This window comes from Sphingopyxis sp. (genome assembly GCF_051861155.1).
In the GTDB taxonomy this organism is placed as follows: Bacteria; Pseudomonadota; Alphaproteobacteria; order Sphingomonadales; family Sphingomonadaceae; genus Sphingopyxis.
In genome coordinates this window covers 561,561-584,815 of sequence record NZ_JBHYDE010000001.1, presented here as the reverse complement: position 1 = coordinate 584,815, position 23,255 = coordinate 561,561, and the positions used below count along the sequence as shown (strand labels likewise).

Here is a 23,255-nt window from a genome sequence, read left to right as displayed (position 1 = left end):
TTCAAAGTTTGAGTGGATTGGGCAGAACGCTCAGCAATGCGCCGAACAGTTTTTCAGGCTTCACGGCCATTGCGTGTGCGATTGCGATGAACTCAACGACGTCCAATCGCCGTTCAATCTGTTCGATTTTGTTGACGAATGAAGGCGGTTTGCCAAGGCGTCGGGCCAACTCTCGTTGAGATAAACCTAGCTCGGTTCTGACCTCTTTGATCGCGTCGATAGCAGATCGATATTCGGGTGAAACCACCCATCCCCGCTGCATCAACACATCCCCGATTCCTGAATCGGAGCCTTAGGTATATGTAAACCGGAGCGTCCCCATAATGGGGACACTTGAATGCATCTGCTCGGGGGCTGTTGCCGTGAAAAAGACTTGGACGATTATCGTTTTGGCTGCGGGCCTGCTTGCTGGTTGTTCCACCAAGCCAGAAGGTGTTGGCAGCTATGTTGCGTCAGACGCCGACACGGCGATGATGGTTCAAATCACTTCGATTGAAGAAGGCCGGATAAATGGCACGATGTCCGTTGTGGTCGCCGATGAAGATGGGAAAACCTCGGCGGTTACGCGGCCTCTCTCGGGAACGCTTGAGGACAATGCGCTCAATCTATCCGTTGAAAATGGCACAGGCCTTTCGCTCGTGACTGGCATGATGGAAGGTGAAAAGCTGCGACTGACATTTTTCGGAAAAGGAGATTCCAGTCAGATTGTATTCGCCAAGAGCAATGCGGTAGAATTCGACAAGCTGGTCGGTGCCACGCGCCACCGTTCTGCCGAAAAGCAGCAGGAAATCGAGACCGCTGCCGCACAAAAAGAACGCATGGAACAGCGGTCTAAAACGCAAAAATCGATTGATGATCTTGCGGACAAACTGTTTGCCAAAGCGCAAGAGTTACAAGAAAAATCCAAGAAAATTGATGTTGTGATCGCCAGCTATCATTCGGCTCGCGACCGCATCGGCAAAATGCAAACCGCAAAGCGAGGTATCGACACAAACGCCGACGATGGATCATATCGCGTCGGTGAAATCGACTACGACATTAACGGGATTTCTAGCGATATGGATTCCACGCATCGGGACGTGCAATCTTATGCGCAATCCTTGGACGGGTTCATGACGGAGACGGCATCGCAATCGCCTTGGCTAATCGCGGAATGTGAGGCCGATAATCTACTGGTCTGCTCCCGCCTTGCCGCGAGTGCAAATTTGCTCAAAACTCGCAATCAAGAGTTTCAAATCGCCTATTCGCGGGAAAAAGCAGCGTTTTCCGGGAAGCGCAATAAGAGCTGATTAGGATGATGTAAGCGTTGCAACCGTCCGCGCTAATTGCGGCGATAGCCTGCAACCGCCATCCTTTAGGATCACAAAATCTGCCGCCGAAAACGGCTGATCTGCAACGAATTGGAGAATGGCCGCGTCGATCTTAGGCCGCTCCGGTTCGATCAGATCGAATACGAATGACGGCTTACCGCGCCTCCCGTGATGCATGATGCCAATCGTCGGATCATATCCATCGGCGACGGCTTGAATCTGCATTTGCGCCAGCTTCACCGTGTAGGCGTAATTCAGCATCGCATTGAGCGGGTGCGAGGCGTTGCGATTTTGCGGTTTAGGGCCGTTCGCCATTGAACTGCGAATGTCATATTGATGCCAGTCATCGGGAACGGGCCGTTTGCCGACCCAATTTATCGGCAATCCCTGCCATGATCCGAAATAGAGTGTTGCGGCCTGACCTTCGATCCCGCGCAAATCGTTGACCGTGGCGATGCTCTCCCGTTCCAGCCTATCGATTGCATTCCGATGCCATTCCAGCGCGGTCGTTCTTTTCCGGCTTTCGGGAACGTGCCGATCCAGTGTTTCGATGGTGGCGGCGAGTTTGCGCGTCACAAGATCGATGGCAAAGGATTTGCGCTTTTCGTCATTGTCTCTTCGCTCGATCTGCCAATCGACTTTGGCGCGGTCAGACGCATAGCCGGTGCCGCCCGCGACAACGGCAACCTCTCCTGTCCATTTGATCCGCGCCAATGCAACGCCTTGTTCGCCAAGCCATGACAAAACATCGAACGACAATGAGCCGCTGCCGTCGAGAATGAGAATGCGCTCGGGAATGTCGCGACTGCCGGGGAAATAGCGATGGCATTCCGCCTTTTGTGGATAATGGGAAAAGCCCTGTTTTATGAATAGCGCGCCATTTTCAATTCGCATTGAATTGCCATGACCCGTCAAAATAAGTGCATCGGAATTGCGCTCGCGGCGCTTTCGCGGCTTTATCGCATTTGCGCTTTGGGCAATCCAAAATTCGGAGCGCATTGCCCATTCATCGGCGCAGTTGTCGGGCTGGAAATTGGCATTTTCAAACATAACGAAGAATAGCCAATTCGCGCCAATTCGGCCAACGAATTGACAGTTAATTCTCCGATTTCAATGCAAGATTTTGTGCCATTGCGGCAATTTGATCGGGGTCAAGAATTGTCCCCATTTTGCGGAACAGACTCCAAATTATAACACTGTGCGCTTGTCCAATCCCGTCGTCAGCTATGGCCTTTGCAAACCGGCCAATTGGGCTTTTTTCAAATGCTGGAACTGCCAAATTTAGCTGGCGTGCAATTTGAAAGACCGTTGCCAACTCAATTCGCACCTCAGGCGTCAATTGGGCCAACACAAAATCCGGCTGCTTTTGAATTTTCTCCATTGCGAGAGAAATTGCTTCCAATTGAGTTTCCAAATCGATCTCAAAATCCGATTTGGATGATTCCTTCGCACCCTTAGTTTTCGTGGGTTGGCCAATGAGTTTGGAAATCGCCCGGACATTCTGAATTTGCTCGGAAAGGTCCGCTATTTGGTGCGGCGCATAATTGCCTTTGGCCACATCGGCCAACAGTGCGAAGGCTAAAGCTGTCATATTGGCTGAGGGCTTGGCCAAACCTTTGGCAAAGGGCGTTTTACGGAATTGCACTGGTTCAATTTGATCGAAAATTGTCTCATTCTTATTCGCATTTCTGATTTCCATAAGACGCAAAAAAGCTGGGATGCGTTTCAACTCTGCCAACGCGGAACTGATGTCAGGTTTCCAATGCTCCTCTGAAACCTCATGGCCATGCAGCCACAATTGCCACCCGACAAAGCGGGCCTTTTTCTTGATCGCTAGAAGCCGCCCAATTTCCAAAGCAAGCTGCGCCGTCCCCAGCGGGTAATGAATTACGCTGCCCGCTGCGCGGCCCATGCCGACCTGCTTTACGCGGGGCATCAATCCTTGATCGCGCCACCGGCGAAGCTGATCAGGAGAGATCGAGACGCCAGCATCTCGGAATGCTCCCTGAATGTCAGACTCAGTTTCGTAACCAGCGGTCATGCCAAAGCCAAAATCCGAATCATTAGAGCTGCGCGTAGGATAGCCGTTTTCGGCAAATGGCGATGCGTAGGTTTGTCACTCCGTTCAACGGGAGTGATTCGCGTGGCGACAAGCCGAAACTACAAGGCAGAATATGAGCGCCGCATAGCCAACGCGGCCAAACGTGGACTGAGCCGTTCGCAAGCTCGCGGTCATGCGCGGGCTGATGAAAGGCCGGTGCGCGCCAAACCCGGGCAATCTGACACCCGCCTTGAACGGGCGCTGCGTCAGATGCGCAAGCATGGTTCGCAAGCAACCGCTGCGCGGGAAGCCGGGGTTTCGCCGGAACGGTTGCGTCGATTCTTGCGCGAAAATGACCTCGCCAGTCGCAAGGGTCGCGAATGGTCATTCACCGATAATCGGCTTCGCGAAATGGCCAGCTTCACCGATGGCCGTGCTGTCCAACTGAAGCTGCGCGGCTTTGATCCGGCATCATTGAATGGCGAATTTCTCGAAGCGGTCGAGCGGTTTCTTGCGACCAATGACTACAGCTTCATTGAGCCGTTCGTCGGCAAATCGGTGCGCGATGCCAAGGGCAAGCGTCACGTTTTCGAGACCGCTCCCAACGAACTTTACCGGCTTACCAGCGGTGATGAGCCGTTTGAGCAAATCTATCGTTTCGTCAATTGAGAGGAAAAAATATGCCAAAATTCAGTGGAGATAAAGAGCGCCGCAAGCAGGCGCGATTGGCGAAGCTGGGTAGCAACAATCCGATTTGCGGTGACTGTGGCGAAAAGGATTGGCGCTGTTTGGAAGCGCATCATGTCGCCGACTATGGCCGCGATGAAACAACGGTTTGCCTGTGCCGCAATTGCCACCGCAAAGTTAGCGATGATCAAAAAGATCATCCGCCGTTCGATCCGAACGCCGATCCTGTTCTGGATCGCATCGGCCATTTTTTGATCGGCTGTGCTGACATGCTGAGGATCATCATTGAAAAGCTCTATCAATTTGGTCTTTTGCTGATCGATATGGCCAAGCCTGAAAATGCGCGGGGGGTGGGCCATGAATAATTCTGCGCCGCCCATCACCGACCATTTGCCAATATCGCTGCGGGCCTATGTGCCGCCAATAGCAGCCGTGAAAGATGTTCGGCGTTCCGGCAAAACGACGAAGCCGCCGCAAGGTTCATCGGAATGGACGCTGATATTCGACTGCGAAACGACAATAGATGCCAGTCAGAAACTGCGCTTTGGCACCTATCAGGTACGGCTTGAGGGTCAGCTTTGGCAGGCGGGCATATTCTATGACCCCGCCAATGTGTCGCCTCCCGAACTCGCTCTGTTGGAACAGTTTGCAGCTAGCAAAGACATGAAATTGCTGACCCGCGATGAATTCGCCGATCAGATATTCTTTGGCATTGGATATGACTATCGCGCCGCGATTGTCGGCTTCAACCTGCCGTTCGATCTGTCGCGCATCGCGATCCGGCAAGGGTCAGCCAAGGGCAAAATGCGCGGCGGCTTTTCGTTCGCGCTTTCCCATGACAAGCGCCCCCCGCATGTGCAGGTTAAACATCATTCGTCGAAAGCGGCTTTCATCCAATTTGCCGCGCCGTTCAAAAATCGAACAAATCGCTCCGGGCAAAAGCGCAACCAGAAAGAGCGGGTTCAGCGCGGGCATTTTATCGATGTAAAGACGCTGGCCTTTGCCCTTTTTGCAAAGCCATTTTCGCTGGCTACCCTTTGCACGATGCTGGACGTGGCCAACGCCAAATTGAACTTTGATGGATTTTCAGGACCAATCTCAAATGAAATGATCGCCTACGCCGTGCGCGACACGCAAGCGACATGGGAATGCTACGAAAAGCTGGTTGCGAAATATCAGGCTTTGGGTTTGCGCCAGACCTTACCCGAGAAAATCTATAGCGAGGCCAGCGTCGGCAAAGCCTATTTGAAGGAAATGGCAATTAGGCCGTGGCAGCAATGCCAGCCCGATTTCTCGCCCGCGATGATCGGCACAATCATGGCGAGCTATTTTGGCGGGCGCTCTGAAATCAAGATACGCCGCAAGCCCTGCCAAGTAATGCTGTGCGATTTCCTGTCGATGTATCCGACCGTCTGCACCTTGCTGGATTTATGGCCGATGGTGATTGCGGGTGGCATCGATACGCGCGATGCGACAAATGACGCTCGCGAGTTGCTGGAAAGCGTCACGCTCGAAACCCTGCAATCCAAAGCGATTTGGAAACGCTTGGCCATATTGGTTCGCGTAAAACCCGATGCCGATATTTTCCCCGTTCGCGCCCATTATGCCGATGCGCAGCAAGCCACTATCGGGCTGAATGGTCTGTCGGCAAATCGCCCGCTTTGGTTCACCTTGAGCGATTGTATCGCGGCGAAATTAATCGGCGGGGAATGCCCCGAGATTGTCGAAGCAATTGGTTTTTCTCCCAAGCGGAAACAACGCGGTTTGCGTTCGATCAACATCAATGGCGAATCGGATTACGCCATCAATCCAGCAACGGATGATTTCTACAAACGGCTGATCGAACTGCGTCATGCGACAAAATCGGCAATGAACGGCGCAAGCGAGATTGAATGCGACCGGCTGGAAATAGCGCAGCACAATCTCAAGATTCTCGCCAACTCGACTAGCTACGGCATTTTTGTCGAGATCAATGTCAGCGAAGCCAAAGCAAAAACCATCGCCCGCGTCCATAATGGCGACGACATCCCCTATGATCTTTGCCCGTCAAAAATTGAAGCGCCGGGACTGCATTTTCATCCCTTGCTGGCAACACTAATTACCGGCGCGGCGCGACTTATGCTGGCGATCACCGAACGGCTGGCCACCGATAGCGGATTGGAATGGGCGTTTTGCGATACCGACAGCATGGCGCTCGCCAAGCCCGAAAGCATGGGTCAGGACGAATTTGCCGACAAGGTGCAGGCGATCATAGATTGGTTTGGCGAACTCAATCCGTATGCCTTTGGCGGATCGATCCTCAAAAGCGAGGCGGTCAATTTTGCGCTGGGTAATAGCGGCACTTTGGCACCGCTCTATTGCTTTGCCATTTCGGCCAAACGCTATGCGCTGTATAATTTGGACGGCAACGGCGACCCCATATTGCGCAAAGCATCGGCGCACGGCCTTGGCCATTTGCGCGCACCTTATGATGCCAGCAATCCCGCCATTGGTATTGCGCCGCCGCAAGATAGTCTGGCCAACATCGGTGTCGAACTTTGGCAGCATGATTTATGGATCAAAATCATTGAAGCCGCCTATTCGGATCATCCCGAGCGGGTCGATCTGTCTTATCATCCTGCGTTGCAGCTTCCCGCGATCAGCCGCTATGCGGCAACATCACCCGCAATATTGCGCTGGTTCAAGCATCACAACGCGGGGTGTGATTATGCCGATCAGGTCAAACCGTTTGGCTTCCTAACCGCTCTATCGATGAAAGTAATCGCGGCGACCGAAACCGCACTCGACGGCCCTCAACGCCGCAAGCCCAACGCGGGACCAATTCAGCCGGTGGCCGCTTTCACAACCGACCCGGAAATTGCGGCGGCAACCGCGTTTGACCGCAACAGCGGCGCACCCGTGTCAGCCGACAAGCTGCGCACCTATGCGCAATGTCTGGCACAATATCATTTGCACCCTGAAAACAAGTTTTTGAACGGCGACTATCTCGACAGCGGAACGACGCAGCGGCGGCATGTCCACATGTCGCACGTCGCCAACATCGGCAAAGAGGCGAATGATTGGGAACGGCAAGTGCAGCTTGGCTATGATCGCCATGAGCAACCGGCCTATGGCTACGGGCCTGATGATGTGGCGGCGATGCAGCACGAGCTGCAACGGCTTGGCGGCATATTCAGTAAATCCGAAATAGCGCAGCGTGGCGACCTGACCATTGACCGGATCGACCGATTTTTGAGCGCAGATTGCGCTCACGAATTAGCCTTGCAGACAGGCGCCGATATTCAGCCGCTGATTGGCGAATTGCAGATGCGGGAGCGAAAAGCGGCGCAAGAAATCGACGATTTGAAACGACGTTGCGGTCAAGAAGGTTTGCGAGAAACCGCTCGCCAGCTTGGAGTCGATCCGTCGAACTTGCGAAGAAAGCTGGCAAATCGCGGCTTACCCCACCGTCAATAATGAGGCCTTGGCTAAGCGGCATTGCGCAGTTGAACAATTCTCTGAAACTCAGCCAAAAGTTCGGGATGGTGCTTTGCAAGATGATGGACAATGCGCACATTCTCAATGAGGCGGCAGATGTAGCCAGTCGCAAGAACGAGATCGAGATGATCGACGCCGAAGCTCTGCTCGATCATCCTGAATTCACGATCCACGTTCGTGGCTTCTCGCTCCATGTGTTCTATCTGCTCGTCGCTCAAGCCTCTGATCGACTTCCGTTGCTCACTGACAAGCTGATTCTGTGGCGTGGCTGCGACTAGAGACCGAGCGTAGGGCCAAGAATATCTGTTCATGGCAATCATAGTGTCGGCGACTTCGATCTGGCGCAGTGGCCGTAATTTCTTTAGCTCTCGAAAGGTGTTGATAGGCACGATCCGATCCTGGAGCAGTTGGACCACCTCACTGCAAATGCCGTCCAGCAACCGACGCTTATCCCGAATGCTCCCGATATTCACATTGAGCGCACGGGCGAGACGCTCTTCGGACGCCCCCTTTTCCAACGCCCTCAGGATCATTCGATGCTCTTGGACGGTTGCCATGCGGCTAATGCGCTTGTTGTAGGTTATCGCTTCATCATCAGTTGCGACGAGGCACACTACATCCTTGTCGCCCCGCTCTTTCAATATATCGAGCCGAAGGTGGCCGTCCAGAAGGCGATATTGATCATCGTCCCCTTGTATCCTTACCACGACGGGTGGCTCAATGATGCCTACTTCGCGGATCGACGCGGCAATCTGACCATATTTGAGGGATTTCCTGACCGCATTTTGCACCTCTCGAATTGTGATTATATCCGCAAGAGGAATTCGGAGGCTCGTTGCCTCGAAAGCAAGTTTGACTTTGCGATGTCGATTGCCGCTGCCCATTACATTGCGATCCTTGTGTTTTGAATCCGCTCGGCCAGTCGGTTTGGCATTGATGCCAACCCTTCGTCTTCAAGAAGTGCAACGAAGGTATCGTCATTCGAAAGCTGACCAAGCGCTTCGACTACAAACACAAGGCGATTGCGCGTCGCATCAGTTTTCCTGATCATCGCGCGTTTGCGTTCGGTATCTTCTTGAAATGCTTTGACGAGACTTTCCGGAGTCATTGAATCTTTGTGGACATATCCATTTCGGGGATTGGCCTTACCGGAGCGCTTCCTAACCTCGACCAGACGGCGAGCCGCAATAAGATCACGCCCGCGCAGCAATTTGTCCTCATATGCTTTGTGAAGTGCTGCTTGCACGCCTTGATCGTCGGCTTCGCAGATTTCCAGCGCGACCGATATAGGCAGATAACCGGCTTCAACTGCTGCGACGAGACGGCGTTCGCCGCGCTCTAGCAATCTCGCGACACAGCCGACATAGTATCCTGACAGTCCTGTTTTTTCGCCAATTTCGGTATCCGAATAACCTCGTTTGCGCATCCCCACGATGTCTTGGAGAAGGTCAACCGCCTGATGCTGGCGGCGTGCGCAGTTCTCAACCAAACTCGCCACCAAACAGTCCTCAGGGTCCGCTGTGACAATGAGCGCGGGCACTTCCGATTGGCCAAGCTCATGGAAAGCTTCGAGGCGCCCCTGACCGCAAACGAGATCATACAAGGGTCCGTCCGGACCCTGCCGACGCGTGACCGTTATGGGCCTCTTCAACCCTATTTCAGCGATGTTTTCGACGATCCCCTGAAACACCTTCTTGTTGCGAATTCGCGGGTTGACGACGGTGATCCGGTCAATCGGGATCATCTCGACGCGTTGGGCCGGGAGCGCCATTGCCTATGCGGCTCGCCGAAAAGGTGCGCGCTTCGCGAGGATGAAAAACTCTTCCAAGGAGTCGAACCGAAATGCATCTAGCGATAGCCCGTTATGATCTGCGAGCCGGACAATGCCTTCCGCAAGTGTCATTCTCGGTAGGATATAGAAGTCGTAGGCGTTCATGTTGTTCTCATCCATTCTGACGCATATTGTGAGATCAGGGCGGAGGCTTTCGTCCAAACGAATCTTCCAACGCCGGCTCCCGCCTTTCGTCAGCTTGCAACGTGCGATTACGACCGAGGCCGCGATCTCATCGTTGATAAGGAGCGTATCGTCTTGGAGGTTTTGAATGGCTGTGCCGCCCACCGCTTCGACGCCCTCAATGACGCTTTTCACGATGGAAGGGTGCAATCGCCGAAGCGCCCGATTTATCTCCAGATAGCGATAGTCATGCGCCGGAACGTAGCCCACAAGCGCGTAGGCTCTTAGCAAGCTGCCGAACCGCGATTGATAGGCGCTGCTAGACGGCCCCTCAAATTCGTCGATAATTAAGCCTGACAAAAGCCCGTTCTTCGCAAAAATTTCCGCGAGCAATGCAATTAGTTCGTCATCTGTCAGCCGCTTTGAGCGCTGCTCGATAAGGAGCTTAGCTTGCTCGAACTGCGATTGCGAAATGATGGCGGGAAAAGCTTGATCATGCCTAATCCATTCGGATGGATCATTGCGCACATGCTTAGATTTCAACTTGAACGACGTGCGACCCCATACGTTGTGACCCGCATACTTGTCGTTGATCAGAATTTGATGGACAGCGCCGCGGGTCCATAACCGCCCGAGATCGGACAGGATACCTTGCGAATTAAGCCAGTCGGCTATTTGGCGTTCGGATTCTTGGTTCTCAACAAACCGCTGGTAGATTTCTTGAACCGTGGCGATTTCTTCCGCCGGGCCTTGGACAAGAACAACGCGGTCGGTAGCGATGCTCTTATGCTCGCCACGCTCCAGTATTCCCTTTTGCTGACCCTGTTCGTCAACGAGCATTCGCCTCAGGCCAAAACCCGGCGCACCCCCTTGGCGATAGCCGAGACTGATCAGCCGACATTGGCCTGCAAAAACCTTTACTGACAATTCGCGGCTATATTCCCCCGCCATTGCGCGCTTAACGGTTTTTATGATGGAAGAACCGATGGTCCCATCGTTCTCAAACTGCTCCGCGCAGTAATGGACAGTGATCCCAGCCTGTTTCAGACGCAATTCATAATGCGCGGCAACATCCGGATCTTGGAAACGTCCAAAGCGGCTTACGTCATAGACGAGCACAGCTTCGAAATCGACGTCATCTCGTTCGATGTCAGCCAATAGCTGCTGTAGCGACAAACGCCCATCGATGCTCAGCCCACTTTTGCCCTCATCGGCATAGGTGCGGACAATTTCGAATCCCCGGCGGGCAGCATATGCACGGATTTCGGCAGCCTGATTGTCGGTCGAGTATTTTTGATGCTCAGTGGACATCCGGACATATTCAGCAGCCCGTTTTTTCGGCTGGTCGCCGGAGTTACTGCCATTTTCTGTCCGCCATTCAATGACCATGTTGGTGCCTTGAATCTTTCGGCCAATGTTAAATTGGCCCTGTGGCCTCCCCGTAACAGCAAAGGAGAGGCAACATGTTTCCAAAGAAGGGCAGAAAATTTCCAATCGGACGCGACGCATTCACTGATGCGGAATTCGCACAAGTGATTGCATCGGCATTAAAGATCGAATTCGGATCAACCCGCAACGCTGCAAAGACGATCATGAAATGGACTGGCACAAGCCACCGGACAGCTAAAAACTGGTTGAATGGCGCTCATGCTCCGAGCGGCCTGAATCTCGTTTTATTGGCTCGTGAATCAAATGCCGTCCTCAAAGCAATTATGCTGATGGCGGAGCGACCGGAGATGTCTTTGGGAGCAAGCCTGATCTCTCTCAAACGCTTGCTAGCCGATACGATGGCAGCGCTCGACGAAATGATGTAGCCGCAAAAATCCGATCTATCTGGTAAGTCGATCTTCCAATTTTGAGACGGGAAATCGTCGAAACGCGGATTTCAAGGAATTTTGTATGGTCGAGTTGGCGAGCCTGAAACCTCAAAAAAGTTGCAATGTGTTCGACTTGGCCGAGCAAGCGGGTTTCGACGTAGGGGATTGGATCGCAAGCTCGACAGATAAACGCGGGCATAAAGCTAACCCAAAATATTGCTACGAATGGTCATTCACTGAACCCGGCAAAGTCGTCATATTTAATCTATGGTATCAAAATATGCTCCACGAGAACGGCCTGATCAAACAGCGTGGAAACTTTAGGGCAGACGCCGCCTCGCACCGTGGACCCAATGGTAAGACGCAATGGCGAACAAGGGCCACTCGGCTGGATAACGCCTTGCAGGCGGCGCTCATCGGGAACCTGCCAATTCGTGTCATTGTCGTCGATGGAAAACAGCGCGACAAAACCGATCCTAACAAATCGACTGAGGCGTCCAAGGTCAGAAAACGCGAGTTAGACCCGGAGCCTTGGACCCTCACCGCATACGATATGGCGACTGGCAAATTTGAATTAACGAGGGGCATTCTTGATCAGGAATTTGTTGATCAATTTGATATGGACCAACTCGCAAAATCTGGACCCAAAAAAATCGAAACTAGTTCATCGGCTTATTACCGTGATCCGAAGGTCCGCAAGGCAGTTTTGCGTCGTGCCAATGGCATGTGTGAGCTTTGCGGGGCGAAGGGTTTTGAAATGGCAGGTGGTGCCGTTTATCTTGAAACGCACCATGTCATTCCACTCGCTGATCGAGGAGACGACGACGTTTTCAATGTCGCAGCACTATGTCCGAACGATCATCGACGCGCACACTACGCGCAGCGGAAAGATGATATTCAGCAAGAGCTATTAGCACTTCTACGCCAGCTAAGGATTTCAAATGAGCGATTGCGTCAGCGTGTGGTCAATTCTGACTAATTGAGCCAGTGTCACTATACCCCCCTGCGAAGGCAGGGGCCGCCGTCGGTCTGACGCAGCAATGAAGGCGTAAACCGATAGCGGCCCCCGCCTTCGCGGGGGCGACGATCGAGATGCTAAGCGTCCACCAGCGCCGGATAGTCGGTGTACCCCTCGGCGCCCGGCGAATACCAAGTCTGCGGATTGTCGGCCGACCATTCAGCGCCGCTCCGGATGCGTTCGACCAGGTCGGGGTTGCCGATATAGGGGCGACCAAAGGCGATCGCGTCGGCAAGGCCGCTGGCCAGCGCCGCCTCCGCCTTCGCAACATCATAGTCGCTGTTGAGGATCAGCGGCCCCTTGAACGCGGCGCGGATCGAGGGTGACTGCTTTGGCACCTCGGTGTTGCCAAAGGTGCCGTCGGGGCCGGGTTCGCGCAGTTCGAGGAAGCCGATGCCAAGCGCGCTCAGCGCCGCGGCGGCGATCGGGAACAGTTTTTCGGGCGCGCTGTCATCGACCCCCTGCGAATCGCCGTTGGGCGAGAGGCGCACCGAGACGCGGTCGGCGCCCCAGACGCCGATCAGCGCCTCGGTCACTTCGCGCAGCAGCCGGATGCGGTTTTCGACCGAGCCGCCATAATCGTCATCGCGCAAATTGCTGTTGTCGCGCAGAAACTGGTCGATCAGATAACCGTTTGCGCCGTGCAGCTGCACCCCGTCAAAACCGGCGCGCTTCGCATTCTCGGCCGCCTTGGCATAATCGGCGATCAGCCGCGGAATTTCGACCAGCTCGAGCGGGCGCGCGACTTCCAGGTCGCGGCGGCCGACGGGCGTATGCGCGCGGCCGGCGCCGACGGTCGCGGAGGCCGAGACCGGCGGCTTGCCGTCGTTGAACACCGAGTGGACCAGGCGGCCCATATGCCATAGCTGCGCAACGATACGCCCGCCGGCTTTATGGACGGCGTCGGTCACCGGCTTCCAGCCTTCGACCTGCGCGTCGGTCCACAGCCCCGGCGCCGACGGCCAGCCGAGCCCTTCCTGCGAAATGCCGGTCGCTTCCGAAATGATCAGCCCCGCCGAGGCGCGCTGGCGATAATATTCGACCGCGAGCTCGGTCGGGACAAAACCGTCGGCGGCGCGGCCGCGGGTCAGCGGCGCCATGATGATGCGGTTCGGCGCCTCGATGGCGCCCAGCTTGATCGGGTCGAAAAGCGATACGGCCATAAATCCTCCACGTCCTAAATAGCGCGCGACGACCGATCGGGGCGCCGCTATGGCCCGCAAAGCTATGAACGCCGCGGTGCCTGCACAATGGTCAGTATCAAAAGAAAATCTAAATGACAGCCAAGATCGAAAGCCTCGACGCGAAAGACACAGCGGCGCTTCGCGTCGGACGCTGGGCCTTTCTGGCGCTGCTCGCGGGCAATATCTCGCTGTCGATCGGCGCGCTGCTCGTCCGCCTTGCCGACACCGGGCCGACCGCCTCGGCCTTCTGGCGCATGGCGATCGCACTGCCCTTCCTGCTCGCGCTCGCGTGGCGGGAGGGTGGCGGGCGGTTGCCACCGAGGAACGCGATCGTCGTGGCCAGCGCGGCGGGCATCTTTTTCGCGCTCGATCTGGTCGCCTGGCACATCGGCATCCTCCAGACCAAGGTCGCCAACGCCACGCTGTTCGGCAATTGCGCCAGCCTGCTGCTCGTGATCTGGGGCATCTTTCTGGCGCGGAGCTGGCCACGCGGGTGGCAGGCGCTGGCGATCCTGCTCGCCTTTGCGGGGTCGGCGCTGCTCATGGGGCAAAGCTATGAATTGTCGCCCGCCTATCTGGTCGGCGATCTGCTCAGCCTGCTCGCGGGGATACTCTACACCGTCTATGTCATCCTGATGCAGCGGGTGCGCGGGACGCTGGAGCCGTGGACCGCGCTCGCGATTTCGTCGGTCGTCTGCGTCCCGATCCTGCTCGGCACCGCGCTGGCGCTCGGCGAGACGATCATGCCGCAGAACTGGACGCCGCTGATCCTGCTCGCGCTGACCAGCCAGATCATCGGGCAGGGGTTGATGACCTGGTCGCTGCCGCGCTTCTCGCCGCTCGTCATCGGGCTCACCTTGCTCGTCCAACCTGCGGTCGCCGCGCTTGCCGGATGGCTGGCGTTTGGCGAGCTGCTCGGCCCGATCGACATTTTCGGCGGCATGCTCGTCGGCGCGGCGCTGGTATTGATCCGGTTGCCGAGCCGCCGTGCGGCGCCTATCTAAACCCCATGGCCTCGATCCTTCCTGCCGATCCGACCCTCGACGAGATTCGCGCCGCACTCGCGCCGCTGATCGCCTCGTCCGCTGCCTTCGACGGTTTCGGCGCCGCCGCGCTCGCCGATGCGGCGCGGCGCGCCGCGGTCGATCCCGACGTCGCCAGCCTCGCCTTTCCCGGCGGCGGGCGCGACATGGTCGATGCCTGGTTCGCCGACATCGATGCGCGCATGGGGGCGAAATGCCCCGCCGAAAAACTGGCGGCGCTCAAGATTCGCGAGCGCATCACGACCCTTGTCGAAACGCGCATCGACCTGCTTTCCCCCGATCGCGAAGCGCTGCGCCGCGCGCTCGCGCTGCTCGCACTCCCGACCAATGTACCGTTCGCGGCGAAGCTTGGCTGGCGGAGCGCCGACATCATGTGGCGGCTCGCGGGCGACACCGCGACCGACTATAATCACTACAGCAAGCGCGCGATCCTTGGCGCCGTCTATGCCTCGACGATGGCGGTGTTCCTGAACGACGAGAGCGACGGTTTCGCCGACACCCGCGCCTTTCTGGGCCGCCGCATCGACCAGGTGATGCGCTTCGAAAGCTGGAAATATCGCCGCGCCTCGCGCAGCACCGAACGCCCTAGCCTCGCGCGCTTCGTCGGGCGTCTGCGCTACCCCGGGCGCTGAAGAGGCGAATCAAGGGGCTGGCGCCAGCTGTCTGTTATTGATAATCGCTAGCAAATGAACGCAAGGCTCGATTCCGCCCCGTTGGGCGTGGCTGTCCGCATATCCCGCATCAACTGGGATGACATGTCGCATGACGAGGGGCGGCGGCTGCGCGAATTCGGGTTGATGGAGGGGATCGAGGTCACCCCGCTCCACCGCGGCAGCCTGTTTTCGCGCGACCCGCTGGCGCTGGCGGTCGGGCGGATGCAGGTGATCATCCGCGCCCGTCAAGCAGCGATGATCGAAGTGGCGCCGACCGCGCCATGACCGCCGCCATTCCGACGATCGCACTGGTCGGCAATCCCAATGCCGGCAAATCGAGCCTGTTCAACGCGCTGACCGGCGCGCGGCAAAAGATCGCCAATTATCCGGGGGTCACCGTCGAACGCAAGGCGGGGCACGCCAGCTTCGCCGACGGGCGGCCGCTGTCGCTGGTCGACCTGCCCGGCAGTTACAGCCTGACCCCCGCCAGCCCCGACGAAGCGGTGACGCGCGATGTCGTGCTGGGCCAGCAGGCGGGCGAACGCCGCCCCGACGCCCTGATCGTCGTCGTCGATGCCGCCAACCTCGACAATCATCTCTGCTTCGCGCTCGAACTGATCGCGCTGGGGCTGCCGACGGTGGTTGCGCTCAACATGCTCGATCTGGCGGAACGCGACGGGCTGACGCTCGACCCCGCCATCCTGTCGCGCCAGCTCGGGGTGCCGGTGGTGCCGACGGTTGCGGTGCGCAAGCGCGGGCTGACCGATCTGCTCGCGGCGGTCGATGGCGCGATCCTGTCGCACCAGACGCAGACGGCCCCACAATCCGCACCGCCGCCGTCCGACGCCGCGCTCCACCAGCGGGCGCGCGCGATCGCAAGCGCCGCAACGCTGAGCGAAACCCCGGTGCGCCGCTGGACGCAGCGCGTCGACGCGGTGCTGCTCCACCCGGTCGCGGGGTTCCTGATCCTGCTCGCGTTGATGTTCGTGATGTTCCAGGGCGTCTACGCCTGGTCCGAAGCGCCGATCGGCTGGATCGAGGGCGGCATTGCGGCGTTGCAGGAGGCGGTGACCGCGGCGCTGCCCGACAGCTTCCTGCGCGGGCTGATCAACGAAGGCATATTGGGCGGGGTCGGGTCGGTGATCGTCTTCCTGCCGCAGATCCTGATCCTGTTCCTCTTCATCCTGCTGCTCGAAGCATCGGGCTACATGACCCGCGCCGCGTTCCTGATGGACGGCATCATGGCCAAGGTCGGCCTGTCGGGGCGCGGCTTCATCCCGCTCCTGTCCAGCTTTGCCTGCGCCGTCCCCGGGATCATGGCGACGCGCGCGATCCCCGATGCGAAGGACCGGCTGACGACGATATTGATCGCGCCGCTGATGACCTGTTCGGCGCGGCTGCCCGTCTATACGCTGATCATCGGCGCCTTCATCCCGAACAGCGACGTCGGCGGATCGCCGGTCGGGCTGCAAGGGCTGGTGCTGTTCGGCCTGTACCTGTCGGGCATCGTCGGCGCGCTCGTCGTCGCGCTGGTGCTGCGCCGCACCGTCGCCAAGGGCAATGCGGCGGGCTTCATGATGGAAATGCCGCGGTATCAGTGGCCGCGGCTGCGCGATGTGGGCATTGCTTTGTGGCAGCGCGCATGGATCTTCCTGCGCCGCGCCGGGACAATCATCTTTGTCACCACGATCGCGCTGTGGCTGTTGCTATCTTATCCCAAGGTACCGACGGACAGCACGGAAAGCCAGGTCGATTACAGCGTCGCCGGCCGCATTGCGAGCGGGCTGGAGGTCGTCGTCGCGCCGATCGGATTCAACCACGACATCGCGCTGGCGCTGATCCCCGCGATGGCTGCGCGCGAGGTCGCGGTGTCGGCGCTCGCCACTGCCAACGCGATCGACGCGGGCGATGACGAGGAAGCGATGGCACAATCGCTGAGCGAACGGCTGCAGGGCCGCTGGAGCATCGCCACCGCGCTCGCCTTCCTCGCGTGGTTCGTGTTCGCGCCGCAGTGCATCTCGACCATCGCGATCACCAGGCGCGAAACCAATGGGTGGAAATGGCCGCTGTTCATGGTTGGCTATTTGTTCGCGCTCGCCTATGCCGCAGCAGGTATCACTTACTGGACAGCCGTCGCCTTTGGCCTAGGCTGATCCTTCCAACATTTATGCGGAGCGGAGCGGCATGGCTGGCAGCGTCAACAAGGTAATTTTGATCGGCAACCTGGGCGCCGATCCCGAAATCAAGTCGTTCCAGAATGGCGGCAAGATCGCCAATATCCGCATCGCGACCAGCGAACAGTGGAAGGACCGGATGACCGGCGAGCGCAAGGAGCGCACCGAATGGCATAATGTCGTGATCAACGGCGAAGGGCTGGTCGGGGTCGTCGAACGCTTCCTGAAAAAAGGCTCGAAGGTCTATATCGAGGGCAGCCTGCGCACCCGCAAATGGCAAGACCGCGACGGCAACGACAAATATACCACAGAAGTGGTGATCGCCGGAATCGGCGGCGCGCTGACCATGCTTGACGGCGCCCCGGGCGGCGGCGGATCGCGCGGCGGTGGCGGCGACGATAACTGGGGCAATGGCGGCGGCTCGGGCGGCGGCTGGAATCAGGGCGGCGGTTCGGGCGGATCGTCCGGCGGCGGCTTTGGCGGCGGTTCGAGCGGTGGCAGCGGCGGTGGTGGACGTCCGCCGTTCGATGATGATCTGGACGACGACGTCCCATTCTGATCGCAACCCCAAACCCGTTCGTGCTGAGCTTGTCGAAGCACCGTCCTTTCGTATGACGTCGCGGGAAAGAAGAACGGCCCTTCGACAAGCTCAGGGCGAACGGTGTTAGGTGAGACCGTGGCTGGACTAGTCGGCGCCAGCGCCGAAATGGCAATCACCGCCACGGACGTCGCGCGCGGCGTGTGCCGGTTGTTCGCGCGGGCGGGGCTGGTCGCGATCCCCGAGGTGCCGCTGCCCAACGGGCGGCGCACCGACCTGACCGCGATCGACGCCAAGGGTCAGATCACCATCGTCGAGATCAAGGTCAGCCGCGCCGACCTGCACGGCGACGGCAAATGGCCCGACTATTGCGACTGGTGCGACCGCTTTTATTGGGCGCTCGCCTCGGGGCTCGACCCCGCGATCCTCGACACCGAGGGTTATCGCCCCGAAACTTCCGGTCTCATCATCGCCGACCGCTATGGCGCAGCGGTGGTGCGCGAAGCGGCGAGCTGCAACTTGGCGCCCGCGCGGCGCAAGGCCGAACTGCTGCGCATCGGCAGGCTCGCGATGCGGCGTTCGATGGTGGCGATGGACCCCGAAATTGCGGTAGGGTGGATGGAAACCTGACCGTCGCGCCCGCGGAGGCTGGGACGAAGGATCAGGAACGCGCCTGCATCCGCGCCAGGTAGCGCGCGAGGATGTCGATCTCGAGGTTGACCGGGCGCCTCGCCGCGGCTTCGTCGAGCGTCGTCATTTCCTGCGTGTGGGGGATGATGTTGAGCGTGAAATGCGCTTCGCCGTTCGACTGGTCGGTCACGTCGTTGACCGTCAATGACACACCATCGACGGTGATCGAACCTTTCGGCGCGATATGCGGCGCGAGCGAGACGGGCGCCGCGACGGTGACCGTCACGCTGTCGCCTACCGGGACGACCGACACGATGGTCCCCACCGCATCGACATGACCGGTAACGATATGCCCGCCCAGCTCGTCGCCGACTTTCAGCGCGCGTTCGAGGTTGAGGCGGCGGCCCGCATCCCACATTCCCGCCGCAGTGCAGCCAAGCGTTTCGGCGCTGGCGTCGATCGCGAACCAGTCGCCGTCAGCGTCGCGCCCCTTGTCGACCACGGTCAGGCACGCCCCCGAACAGGCGATCGACGCGCCGAGGTCGATGGTGCCGGTGTCGTAGCGGGTGGCGATGACCAGCCGCGTGTCGCCGCGATCTTCGCGCGAACGAACGGTGCCGATGTCGGTGATGATGCCAGTAAACATGGGGCGCGCTTATCCTTCTCTGACCCGCTCGTAAACGTCGAGCCGGTCGCTGCCAAGCAGGCGGCTGTCGGCCAGCCGCCAGCGGCCATGGGCGTCGGCCAGGTCGATCAGCCCGATGTCGCCCAGCGCGGGCGTTCCTCCGCCGATCAGGATCGGGGCGCGGTAAAGCAGCAGCCGGTCGACGCGGTCGGCGGCGAGAAAGGCCGACGCCGCGCCGGCGCCGCCCTCGACCAGCACCGAATCAACATCGTCGATCGCATCGGGCGAAGCGACGGCGGTCCAGCCTGCGGGCGCTTTGCCCGAGGTCAGCAGCAGCTTCTTCGGGCTGCGATCCTCCAATCCGGCCAACCGCACATCAAGGCGCGGCGCATCGGCGTGCAGCGTCCCGCGCCCGACCAGGATCGCCTGATGCTGCGCGCGTTCGAGGTGGCCGTGCGCGCGGGCGCGGGCGCCAGTGATCCAGCGGCTCGATCCATCCGCCATTGCGATGCAGCCGTCGAGCGAGGTCGCGAGCTTGAGCGTCACAAACGCCCGTCCGTCATCCTGCCGCATCCACCAGGGCGCCATCGCGGCGCGCGCGTCGGCGGACAGCACGCCCTCGACAACCGCGATCCCCGCATCGCGTAATCGCGCGACGCCCTGACCGTCGGTGCGGCGATCGGGATCCTGCGCCGCAACGACGACGCGCGCGATCCCTGCGGCGATCAGCGCGTCGGTGCAGCACGGGCCGCGCGGGCTGGCATGGGCGCAGGGTTCGAGGCTGACATAGGCGGTGGCGCCGCGCGCTGCGCCCCCCGCGACGGCGAGCGCCATCGCCTCGGCATGCGGGCGGCCGCCGGGCTGGGTCCAGCCGCGCGCGACGACCCGGCCATCCCTGACGATCAGGCAGCCGACATTGGGGTTAGGCGCCGATGCCGGGCGGCCGCGCCGCGACAGCGCGATGGCGGCCGCCATCCAGTCGGAGTCGGCGGGCGGGCGCTGCATGCGCTCAGTCGGCGGCCTGCGATTGCGGCCCACGCGCCGCGCGCTCGGCGAGCGTCGAGCGCGCGGCGGGGGTCGGCTTTCGCTGTTTCGCCGCAGCCGCCGCTTCGTCGCCCAACGTTTCGCGGGTCACTTTGTCGGCCTCGGCCGAATCATATTCGACCCCCATCATGTCGGCCAGCCGCTGATATTCGGCGCGCTTTTCGGCGTTGGCGCGCGTCGTTTCCTTGGCACGCGCGACCCATTCGGCGCGGATCTCGGCGTCGCTGCGATCCGCCGACCAGTTTTCGAAATAGATGATCTGCGCCTTCGGCTCCTCGGTGCGGATCAGATGTTCGGAAAAGCCATAGAAGACGACGAGCGGCAGCACGATCGCGACGCCCCAGCTGGCCCAGCGATGCGGGCGCGGTTCGCGGACATAGGCCCAGAAATCGGACAGGCCGCCGCCGACATCGACGTTGTTGAACATTCCCATGGGGCCAATTTAGGCGATGTCGCGGCAATTTGCGAGGGGGTGACGGATTGCACCGAATGATTGCCCAAACGGGTAACGATTGCAAAAAATGCAAGTGCGGATGCTTATTTCGCAGTTGCACAATTTTTTGTGCGCTGCAATATGAGCATGCCTTTTAGGCATCCTCTCCCAAAACTTTCATGGGCCACCCTCGGGTGGCCCTTTTTTTTCGACCTTTTTGGTTGAGAGATGGGAATGGCTGGACTTGTTCGGCGATTCGCGAATCACTCTTGCAGCGGGGTCCGCTTTTCGAATCGCCGCACCTCGGCAATGAAACTGCCGGGCAGCGGCGTCGCGCCGCCGCTGTCGAGGTCGATATGCGCATAGCTGATCTCGATGTCGGTCAGTCGCTCGGCGTCGCGAAAGATCGCGCAATGGACGGTGAAGCTCGTCCGCCCGAAGCGGCTCACCCGCGCCGCGATGGTGATCCTTTCGTCGAGCCGCGCCGAGCCATGATAATCGATCTCGCAATGCACTTCGCGGATGTCGGTACCATATTGGTGAAAATAGGGGCCGGGCTGGCCCTCGCCGAGGGCGCGAAAATATTCGGTCACCCCGATGTCGGCATAGACCAGGTAATTGCCGTTGAAGACGATGTTCTGGCCGTCGATCTCGTTGAAACGCACCCGCACCGTTTCATGGACGCGAAAATCGTTCAGCGGCACGTCCCAGTTGCTGCGATCCATGGCGGCGTCAGGCGGCGAGCGCGGCAGGGGTGCGGTCGAGCGGCGCGCACGCGGCTTCCAGCCAGGCGACATCGCCATCCACCATTCCCGGCGCCAGCTTGGCGAACACCGCGGCGTGATAGGCGTCGAGCCAGTCAGTCTCGGCGGGCGACAGCAGCGCGGTTTCGACCAGATTTTGCGCGATCGGGGCAAAGGTGATCGTCTCGAACCCCAGCATATCCTCCTCGGCGCCGTCGATGCTGACCGGCACCACGATCACCAGATTTTCGATGCGGATGCCAAAGCTGCCCGCCTTGTAATAGCCCGGCTCGTTCGACAGGATCATGCCTGCATGCAGCGGCTCCTCGGTTCCCGCCTGCCCGCCCGCGGGCTTGGCGATGCGCTGCGGCCCTTCATGGACCGCCAGATAGGCGCCGACCCCGTGGCCGGTGCCATGTGCATAATCGACCCCATCGGCCCACAGATATTGGCGCGCCAGAATGTCGAGCTGGCTGCCGCGCGTCCCCTTGGGAAAGCGCGCGGTGGCGAGTGCAATATGGCCCTTCAGTACCTGGGTGAAGCGGCGGCGCATTTCGGCGGTCGGCGCGCCGATCGCGATCGTGCGCGTGATGTCGGTGGTGCCGTCGGCATATTGCCCGCCCGAATCGACCAGATAGAGCGTGCCCGTCTCGATCGCGCGATTGGTCGTCGCATCGACCTTGTAATGCGGCAGCGCGCCGTTCGGCCCGGCGGCCGAAATGGTGTCGAAGCTCAGGTCAACGAGCGCGCCATTTTCGTCGCGGAACGCGCGCAGTTTCGCCGCGGCGCCGAGTTCGTCGAGGCCGCCCTGCGGTGCGACATCCTCCATCCATCGCAGGAAGCGCGCCACCGCCACGCCGTCGCGGACATGCGCGGCGCGCGTGCCGCCGAGTTCGACGTCATTCTTGATCGCCTTGGGCAGCACCGCGGGGTCGCGGTGGCGCGCGATCTTCGCACCCGCCGCTTCCAGCGCGGTGAAGATCGCGGCGACGGCGCGGTCGGGATCGACCGCCACCTTCTTGTCCTTCAGGTCGGCGAGCGCAGCCTCGAACGCGGTTCGATCATGGATGCGGACGCTGTTGCCCAGATGCGCGCGCACCGTGTCGGTGACTTTCTCGGGGGCAATGAACAGGTCGGCGGTCGCATCGGCGTGGAGCAACGCAAAGGCGAGCCCGACCGGGGTGTGGCTGACGTCGGTCCCGCGAATATTGAAGGTCCAGGCGACCGAATCGAGCGCGGTCATCACCGTGGTGTCGAGACCGTTGGCTTTTAGCCAGTCGGCGATGACTTCGCGCTTTTGGGCGGCGCTCTGCCCCGCAAGCGCGACGTCGTGAACGCTCACGACCGCATCGCTCGGCGCCGGCTGGTCGTCCCACGCCGCGTCGAGCGGGTTTTTATCGACCGCCACCAGCTGCGCACCCTTTGCGGTCAGCGCCTTGCCCAACGAACGTGCCCAATCGATGCCGTGCAGCCAGGGGTCAAAGCCGATCTTCTGCCCCGCACTGACGTTCGCACCGAGCCATTCGGCAACGCTCGACTGCGGCACGCCGACATAGTCGAACAGCGACCCGTCGACCTGGTCGCGCACCTGCACCGTATAGCGCCCGTCGATAAACACCGCGGCCTTGGTCGGCAGCACCGCAGCCGTTCCGGCCGAACCGCCAAAGCCGGTCAGCCAGGCCATGCGCTGCGCATAGTCGCCGACATATTCGCTCATATGTTCGTCGCTGATCGGGACGACAAAGCCGTCGAGGCCCCGCGCAGCAAGCGCGGCGCGGACGCGGGCGAGACGGTCGGCATGGATGGCGCTGGACATCAGACGTTCCTTATTCCTACATCGCGGACGATCCCGCCCAGTTCGGGCGACACCGTCGGGGATTTTTC

Annotated in this window: 24 protein-coding genes; 12 read left to right on the top strand and 12 right to left on the bottom strand. The window is 59.5% G+C overall.

Annotation, left to right across the window (positions count from 1 at the left end; genetic code table 11):
• Position 1: 1 nt before the first annotated feature.
• On the bottom strand, positions 2–262 hold the full coding sequence (locus ACTIFP_RS02930; RefSeq protein ID WP_439567298.1) for a helix-turn-helix domain-containing protein: 261 nt from the start codon (positions 260–262) through the stop codon (positions 2–4).
• Between the two features lie 61 nt (positions 263–323).
• Here ACTIFP_RS02930 and ACTIFP_RS02925 point away from each other — a divergent pair, with 61 nt between their 5' ends.
• Complete coding sequence (locus ACTIFP_RS02925) at positions 324–1,289, top strand: hypothetical protein (protein WP_439567201.1); 966 nt, start codon at positions 324–326, stop codon at positions 1,287–1,289.
• On the opposite strand, the gene cas1 is transcribed toward ACTIFP_RS02925, so the two are convergent.
• Both cas1 and ACTIFP_RS02915 read right to left on the bottom strand, forming a co-directional pair.
• On the bottom strand, positions 1,290–2,360 hold the full coding sequence (cas1, locus tag ACTIFP_RS02920; RefSeq protein ID WP_439567200.1) for a CRISPR-associated endonuclease Cas1: 1,071 nt from the start codon (positions 2,358–2,360) through the stop codon (positions 1,290–1,292).
• A 46-nt stretch (positions 2,361–2,406) separates the two neighbouring features.
• Positions 2,407–3,351 (bottom strand): hypothetical protein, encoded by a 945-nt coding sequence (locus ACTIFP_RS02915; protein WP_439567199.1) that lies wholly within the window; start codon positions 3,349–3,351, stop codon positions 2,407–2,409.
• Between the two features lie 102 nt (positions 3,352–3,453).
• Between ACTIFP_RS02915 and ACTIFP_RS02910 the strand changes: the two genes are divergently transcribed.
• From ACTIFP_RS02910 to ACTIFP_RS02900, 3 genes are read left to right on the top strand one after another with little or no spacing between them, the layout of a single operon-like run.
• A complete protein-coding gene (locus ACTIFP_RS02910; protein ID WP_439567198.1) occupies positions 3,454–4,020 on the top strand; it encodes a hypothetical protein in 567 nt (188 codons plus the stop codon).
• Between the two features lie 11 nt (positions 4,021–4,031).
• Complete coding sequence (locus ACTIFP_RS02905; protein WP_439567197.1) at positions 4,032–4,403, top strand: hypothetical protein; 372 nt, start codon at positions 4,032–4,034, stop codon at positions 4,401–4,403.
• The gene (locus tag ACTIFP_RS02900) at positions 4,396–7,494 is read left to right on the top strand and encodes a hypothetical protein (protein ID WP_439567196.1); all 3,099 of its coding nucleotides are present in this window, start codon (positions 4,396–4,398) and stop codon (positions 7,492–7,494) included. Before ACTIFP_RS02905 ends, ACTIFP_RS02900 begins: the two co-directional genes overlap by 8 nt.
• Positions 7,495–7,505: 11 nt before the next feature.
• Here the strand turns inward: ACTIFP_RS02900 and ACTIFP_RS02895 are convergent, their stop codons facing one another.
• The 3 genes from ACTIFP_RS02895 to ACTIFP_RS02885 are packed head-to-tail and all read right to left on the bottom strand — an operon-like array spanning position 7,506 to position 10,858.
• On the bottom strand, positions 7,506–8,399 hold the full coding sequence (locus tag ACTIFP_RS02895) for a plasmid partitioning protein RepB C-terminal domain-containing protein (RefSeq protein WP_439567195.1): 894 nt from the start codon (positions 8,397–8,399) through the stop codon (positions 7,506–7,508).
• Positions 8,399–9,286 carry a ParB N-terminal domain-containing protein gene (locus ACTIFP_RS02890; RefSeq protein WP_439567194.1) on the bottom strand — a complete coding sequence of 296 codons (888 nt, stop codon included), beginning with the start codon at positions 9,284–9,286 and terminating at the stop codon, positions 8,399–8,401. Before ACTIFP_RS02890 ends, ACTIFP_RS02895 begins: the two co-directional genes overlap by 1 nt.
• A 3-nt stretch (positions 9,287–9,289) precedes the next feature.
• Positions 9,290–10,858: a recombinase family protein gene (locus ACTIFP_RS02885; RefSeq protein WP_439567193.1), complete on the bottom strand. Its 1,569-nt coding sequence runs from the start codon at positions 10,856–10,858 to the stop codon at positions 9,290–9,292.
• A gap of 74 nt (positions 10,859–10,932) precedes the next feature.
• Here ACTIFP_RS02885 and ACTIFP_RS02880 point away from each other — a divergent pair, with 74 nt between their 5' ends.
• A complete protein-coding gene (locus ACTIFP_RS02880; protein ID WP_439567192.1) occupies positions 10,933–11,283 on the top strand; it encodes a hypothetical protein in 351 nt (116 codons plus the stop codon).
• Between the two features lie 85 nt (positions 11,284–11,368).
• The gene (locus ACTIFP_RS02875) at positions 11,369–12,265 is read left to right on the top strand and encodes an HNH endonuclease (protein ID WP_439567191.1); all 897 of its coding nucleotides are present in this window, start codon (positions 11,369–11,371) and stop codon (positions 12,263–12,265) included.
• A gap of 116 nt (positions 12,266–12,381) precedes the next feature.
• Here ACTIFP_RS02875 and ACTIFP_RS02870 read toward each other — a convergent pair whose 3' ends face one another.
• On the bottom strand, positions 12,382–13,467 hold the full coding sequence (locus ACTIFP_RS02870; protein WP_439567190.1) for an alkene reductase: 1,086 nt from the start codon (positions 13,465–13,467) through the stop codon (positions 12,382–12,384).
• A 113-nt stretch (positions 13,468–13,580) separates the two neighbouring features.
• Between ACTIFP_RS02870 and ACTIFP_RS02865 the strand changes: the two genes are divergently transcribed.
• The 6 genes from ACTIFP_RS02865 (at position 13,581) to ACTIFP_RS02840 (ending at position 18,526) form a co-directional block, all read left to right on the top strand.
• On the top strand, positions 13,581–14,492 hold the full coding sequence (locus ACTIFP_RS02865) for a DMT family transporter (protein ID WP_439567189.1): 912 nt from the start codon (positions 13,581–13,583) through the stop codon (positions 14,490–14,492).
• Positions 14,493–14,497: 5 nt separating this feature from the next.
• Positions 14,498–15,163, top strand: coding sequence for a COQ9 family protein (locus tag ACTIFP_RS02860; RefSeq protein WP_439567188.1), 666 nt, complete (start codon positions 14,498–14,500; stop codon positions 15,161–15,163).
• A gap of 54 nt (positions 15,164–15,217) precedes the next feature.
• On the top strand, positions 15,218–15,469 hold the full coding sequence (locus ACTIFP_RS02855; RefSeq protein ID WP_439567187.1) for a FeoA family protein: 252 nt from the start codon (positions 15,218–15,220) through the stop codon (positions 15,467–15,469).
• Positions 15,466–17,337 (top strand): ferrous iron transporter B, encoded by a 1,872-nt coding sequence (gene feoB, locus ACTIFP_RS02850; protein ID WP_439567186.1) that lies wholly within the window; start codon positions 15,466–15,468, stop codon positions 17,335–17,337. The genes ACTIFP_RS02855 and feoB overlap by 4 nt, the downstream gene beginning before the upstream one ends.
• 31 nt (positions 17,338–17,368) lie before the next feature.
• Entirely contained in the window at positions 17,369–17,917 is a 549-nt protein-coding gene (ssb, locus tag ACTIFP_RS02845) for a single-stranded DNA-binding protein (protein WP_439567185.1), read from the top strand.
• Positions 17,918–18,064: 147 nt separating this feature from the next.
• Complete coding sequence (locus ACTIFP_RS02840) at positions 18,065–18,526, top strand: MmcB family DNA repair protein (RefSeq protein WP_439567297.1); 462 nt, start codon at positions 18,065–18,067, stop codon at positions 18,524–18,526.
• 31 nt (positions 18,527–18,557) lie between these two features.
• On the opposite strand, the gene ACTIFP_RS02835 is transcribed toward ACTIFP_RS02840, so the two are convergent.
• From ACTIFP_RS02835 to ACTIFP_RS02815, 5 genes are all read right to left on the bottom strand, one after another.
• Positions 18,558–19,172 (bottom strand): riboflavin synthase, encoded by a 615-nt coding sequence (locus ACTIFP_RS02835; RefSeq protein WP_439567184.1) that lies wholly within the window; start codon positions 19,170–19,172, stop codon positions 18,558–18,560.
• A 9-nt stretch (positions 19,173–19,181) separates the two neighbouring features.
• Positions 19,182–20,126 carry a bifunctional diaminohydroxyphosphoribosylaminopyrimidine deaminase/5-amino-6-(5-phosphoribosylamino)uracil reductase RibD gene (gene ribD / locus ACTIFP_RS02830; protein WP_439567296.1) on the bottom strand — a complete coding sequence of 315 codons (945 nt, stop codon included), beginning with the start codon at positions 20,124–20,126 and terminating at the stop codon, positions 19,182–19,184.
• A 34-nt stretch (positions 20,127–20,160) separates the two neighbouring features.
• Entirely contained in the window at positions 20,161–20,628 is a 468-nt protein-coding gene (locus tag ACTIFP_RS02825) for a hypothetical protein (protein WP_439567183.1), read from the bottom strand.
• Positions 20,629–20,891: 263 nt separating this feature from the next.
• Entirely contained in the window at positions 20,892–21,353 is a 462-nt protein-coding gene (locus ACTIFP_RS02820; protein ID WP_439567182.1) for an acyl-CoA thioesterase, read from the bottom strand.
• 7 nt (positions 21,354–21,360) lie between these two features.
• Positions 21,361–23,187, bottom strand: a complete 1,827-nt coding sequence (locus ACTIFP_RS02815; protein WP_439567181.1) for an aminopeptidase P family protein — start codon at positions 23,185–23,187, stop codon at positions 21,361–21,363.
• Between the last annotated feature and the right edge of the window lie 68 nt (positions 23,188–23,255).

Excerpts from the sequence above, each read along its gene's own strand:
- ACTIFP_RS02930 (WP_439567298.1), bottom strand. The coding sequence starts at position 262 with ATGCAGCGGGGATGGGTGGTTTCACCCGAATATCGATCTGCTATCGAC.
- ACTIFP_RS02925 (WP_439567201.1), top strand. The coding sequence starts at position 324 with ATGGGGACACTTGAATGCATCTGCTCGGGGGCTGTTGCCGTGAAAAAG.
- cas1 (WP_439567200.1), bottom strand. The coding sequence starts at position 2,360 with ATGTTTGAAAATGCCAATTTCCAGCCCGACAACTGCGCCGATGAATGG.
- ACTIFP_RS02915 (WP_439567199.1), bottom strand. The coding sequence starts at position 3,351 with ATGACCGCTGGTTACGAAACTGAGTCTGACATTCAGGGAGCATTCCGA.
- ACTIFP_RS02905 (WP_439567197.1), top strand. The coding sequence starts at position 4,032 with ATGCCAAAATTCAGTGGAGATAAAGAGCGCCGCAAGCAGGCGCGATTG.
- ACTIFP_RS02900 (WP_439567196.1), top strand. The coding sequence starts at position 4,396 with ATGAATAATTCTGCGCCGCCCATCACCGACCATTTGCCAATATCGCTG.
- ACTIFP_RS02895 (WP_439567195.1), bottom strand. The coding sequence starts at position 8,399 with ATGGGCAGCGGCAATCGACATCGCAAAGTCAAACTTGCTTTCGAGGCA.
- ACTIFP_RS02890 (WP_439567194.1), bottom strand. The coding sequence starts at position 9,286 with ATGGCGCTCCCGGCCCAACGCGTCGAGATGATCCCGATTGACCGGATC.
- ACTIFP_RS02885 (WP_439567193.1), bottom strand. The coding sequence starts at position 10,858 with ATGGTCATTGAATGGCGGACAGAAAATGGCAGTAACTCCGGCGACCAG.
- ACTIFP_RS02880 (WP_439567192.1), top strand. The coding sequence starts at position 10,933 with ATGTTTCCAAAGAAGGGCAGAAAATTTCCAATCGGACGCGACGCATTC.
- ACTIFP_RS02875 (WP_439567191.1), top strand. The coding sequence starts at position 11,369 with ATGGTCGAGTTGGCGAGCCTGAAACCTCAAAAAAGTTGCAATGTGTTC.
- ACTIFP_RS02870 (WP_439567190.1), bottom strand. The coding sequence starts at position 13,467 with ATGGCCGTATCGCTTTTCGACCCGATCAAGCTGGGCGCCATCGAGGCG.
- ACTIFP_RS02865 (WP_439567189.1), top strand. The coding sequence starts at position 13,581 with ATGACAGCCAAGATCGAAAGCCTCGACGCGAAAGACACAGCGGCGCTT.
- ACTIFP_RS02860 (WP_439567188.1), top strand. The coding sequence starts at position 14,498 with ATGGCCTCGATCCTTCCTGCCGATCCGACCCTCGACGAGATTCGCGCC.
- ACTIFP_RS02855 (WP_439567187.1), top strand. The coding sequence starts at position 15,218 with ATGAACGCAAGGCTCGATTCCGCCCCGTTGGGCGTGGCTGTCCGCATA.
- feoB (WP_439567186.1), top strand. The coding sequence starts at position 15,466 with ATGACCGCCGCCATTCCGACGATCGCACTGGTCGGCAATCCCAATGCC.
- ssb (WP_439567185.1), top strand. The coding sequence starts at position 17,369 with ATGGCTGGCAGCGTCAACAAGGTAATTTTGATCGGCAACCTGGGCGCC.
- ACTIFP_RS02840 (WP_439567297.1), top strand. The coding sequence starts at position 18,065 with ATGGCAATCACCGCCACGGACGTCGCGCGCGGCGTGTGCCGGTTGTTC.
- ACTIFP_RS02835 (WP_439567184.1), bottom strand. The coding sequence starts at position 19,172 with ATGTTTACTGGCATCATCACCGACATCGGCACCGTTCGTTCGCGCGAA.
- ribD (WP_439567296.1), bottom strand. The coding sequence starts at position 20,126 with ATGGCGGCCGCCATCGCGCTGTCGCGGCGCGGCCGCCCGGCATCGGCG.
- ACTIFP_RS02825 (WP_439567183.1), bottom strand. The coding sequence starts at position 20,628 with ATGGGAATGTTCAACAACGTCGATGTCGGCGGCGGCCTGTCCGATTTC.
- ACTIFP_RS02820 (WP_439567182.1), bottom strand. The coding sequence starts at position 21,353 with ATGGATCGCAGCAACTGGGACGTGCCGCTGAACGATTTTCGCGTCCAT.
- ACTIFP_RS02815 (WP_439567181.1), bottom strand. The coding sequence starts at position 23,187 with ATGTCCAGCGCCATCCATGCCGACCGTCTCGCCCGCGTCCGCGCCGCG.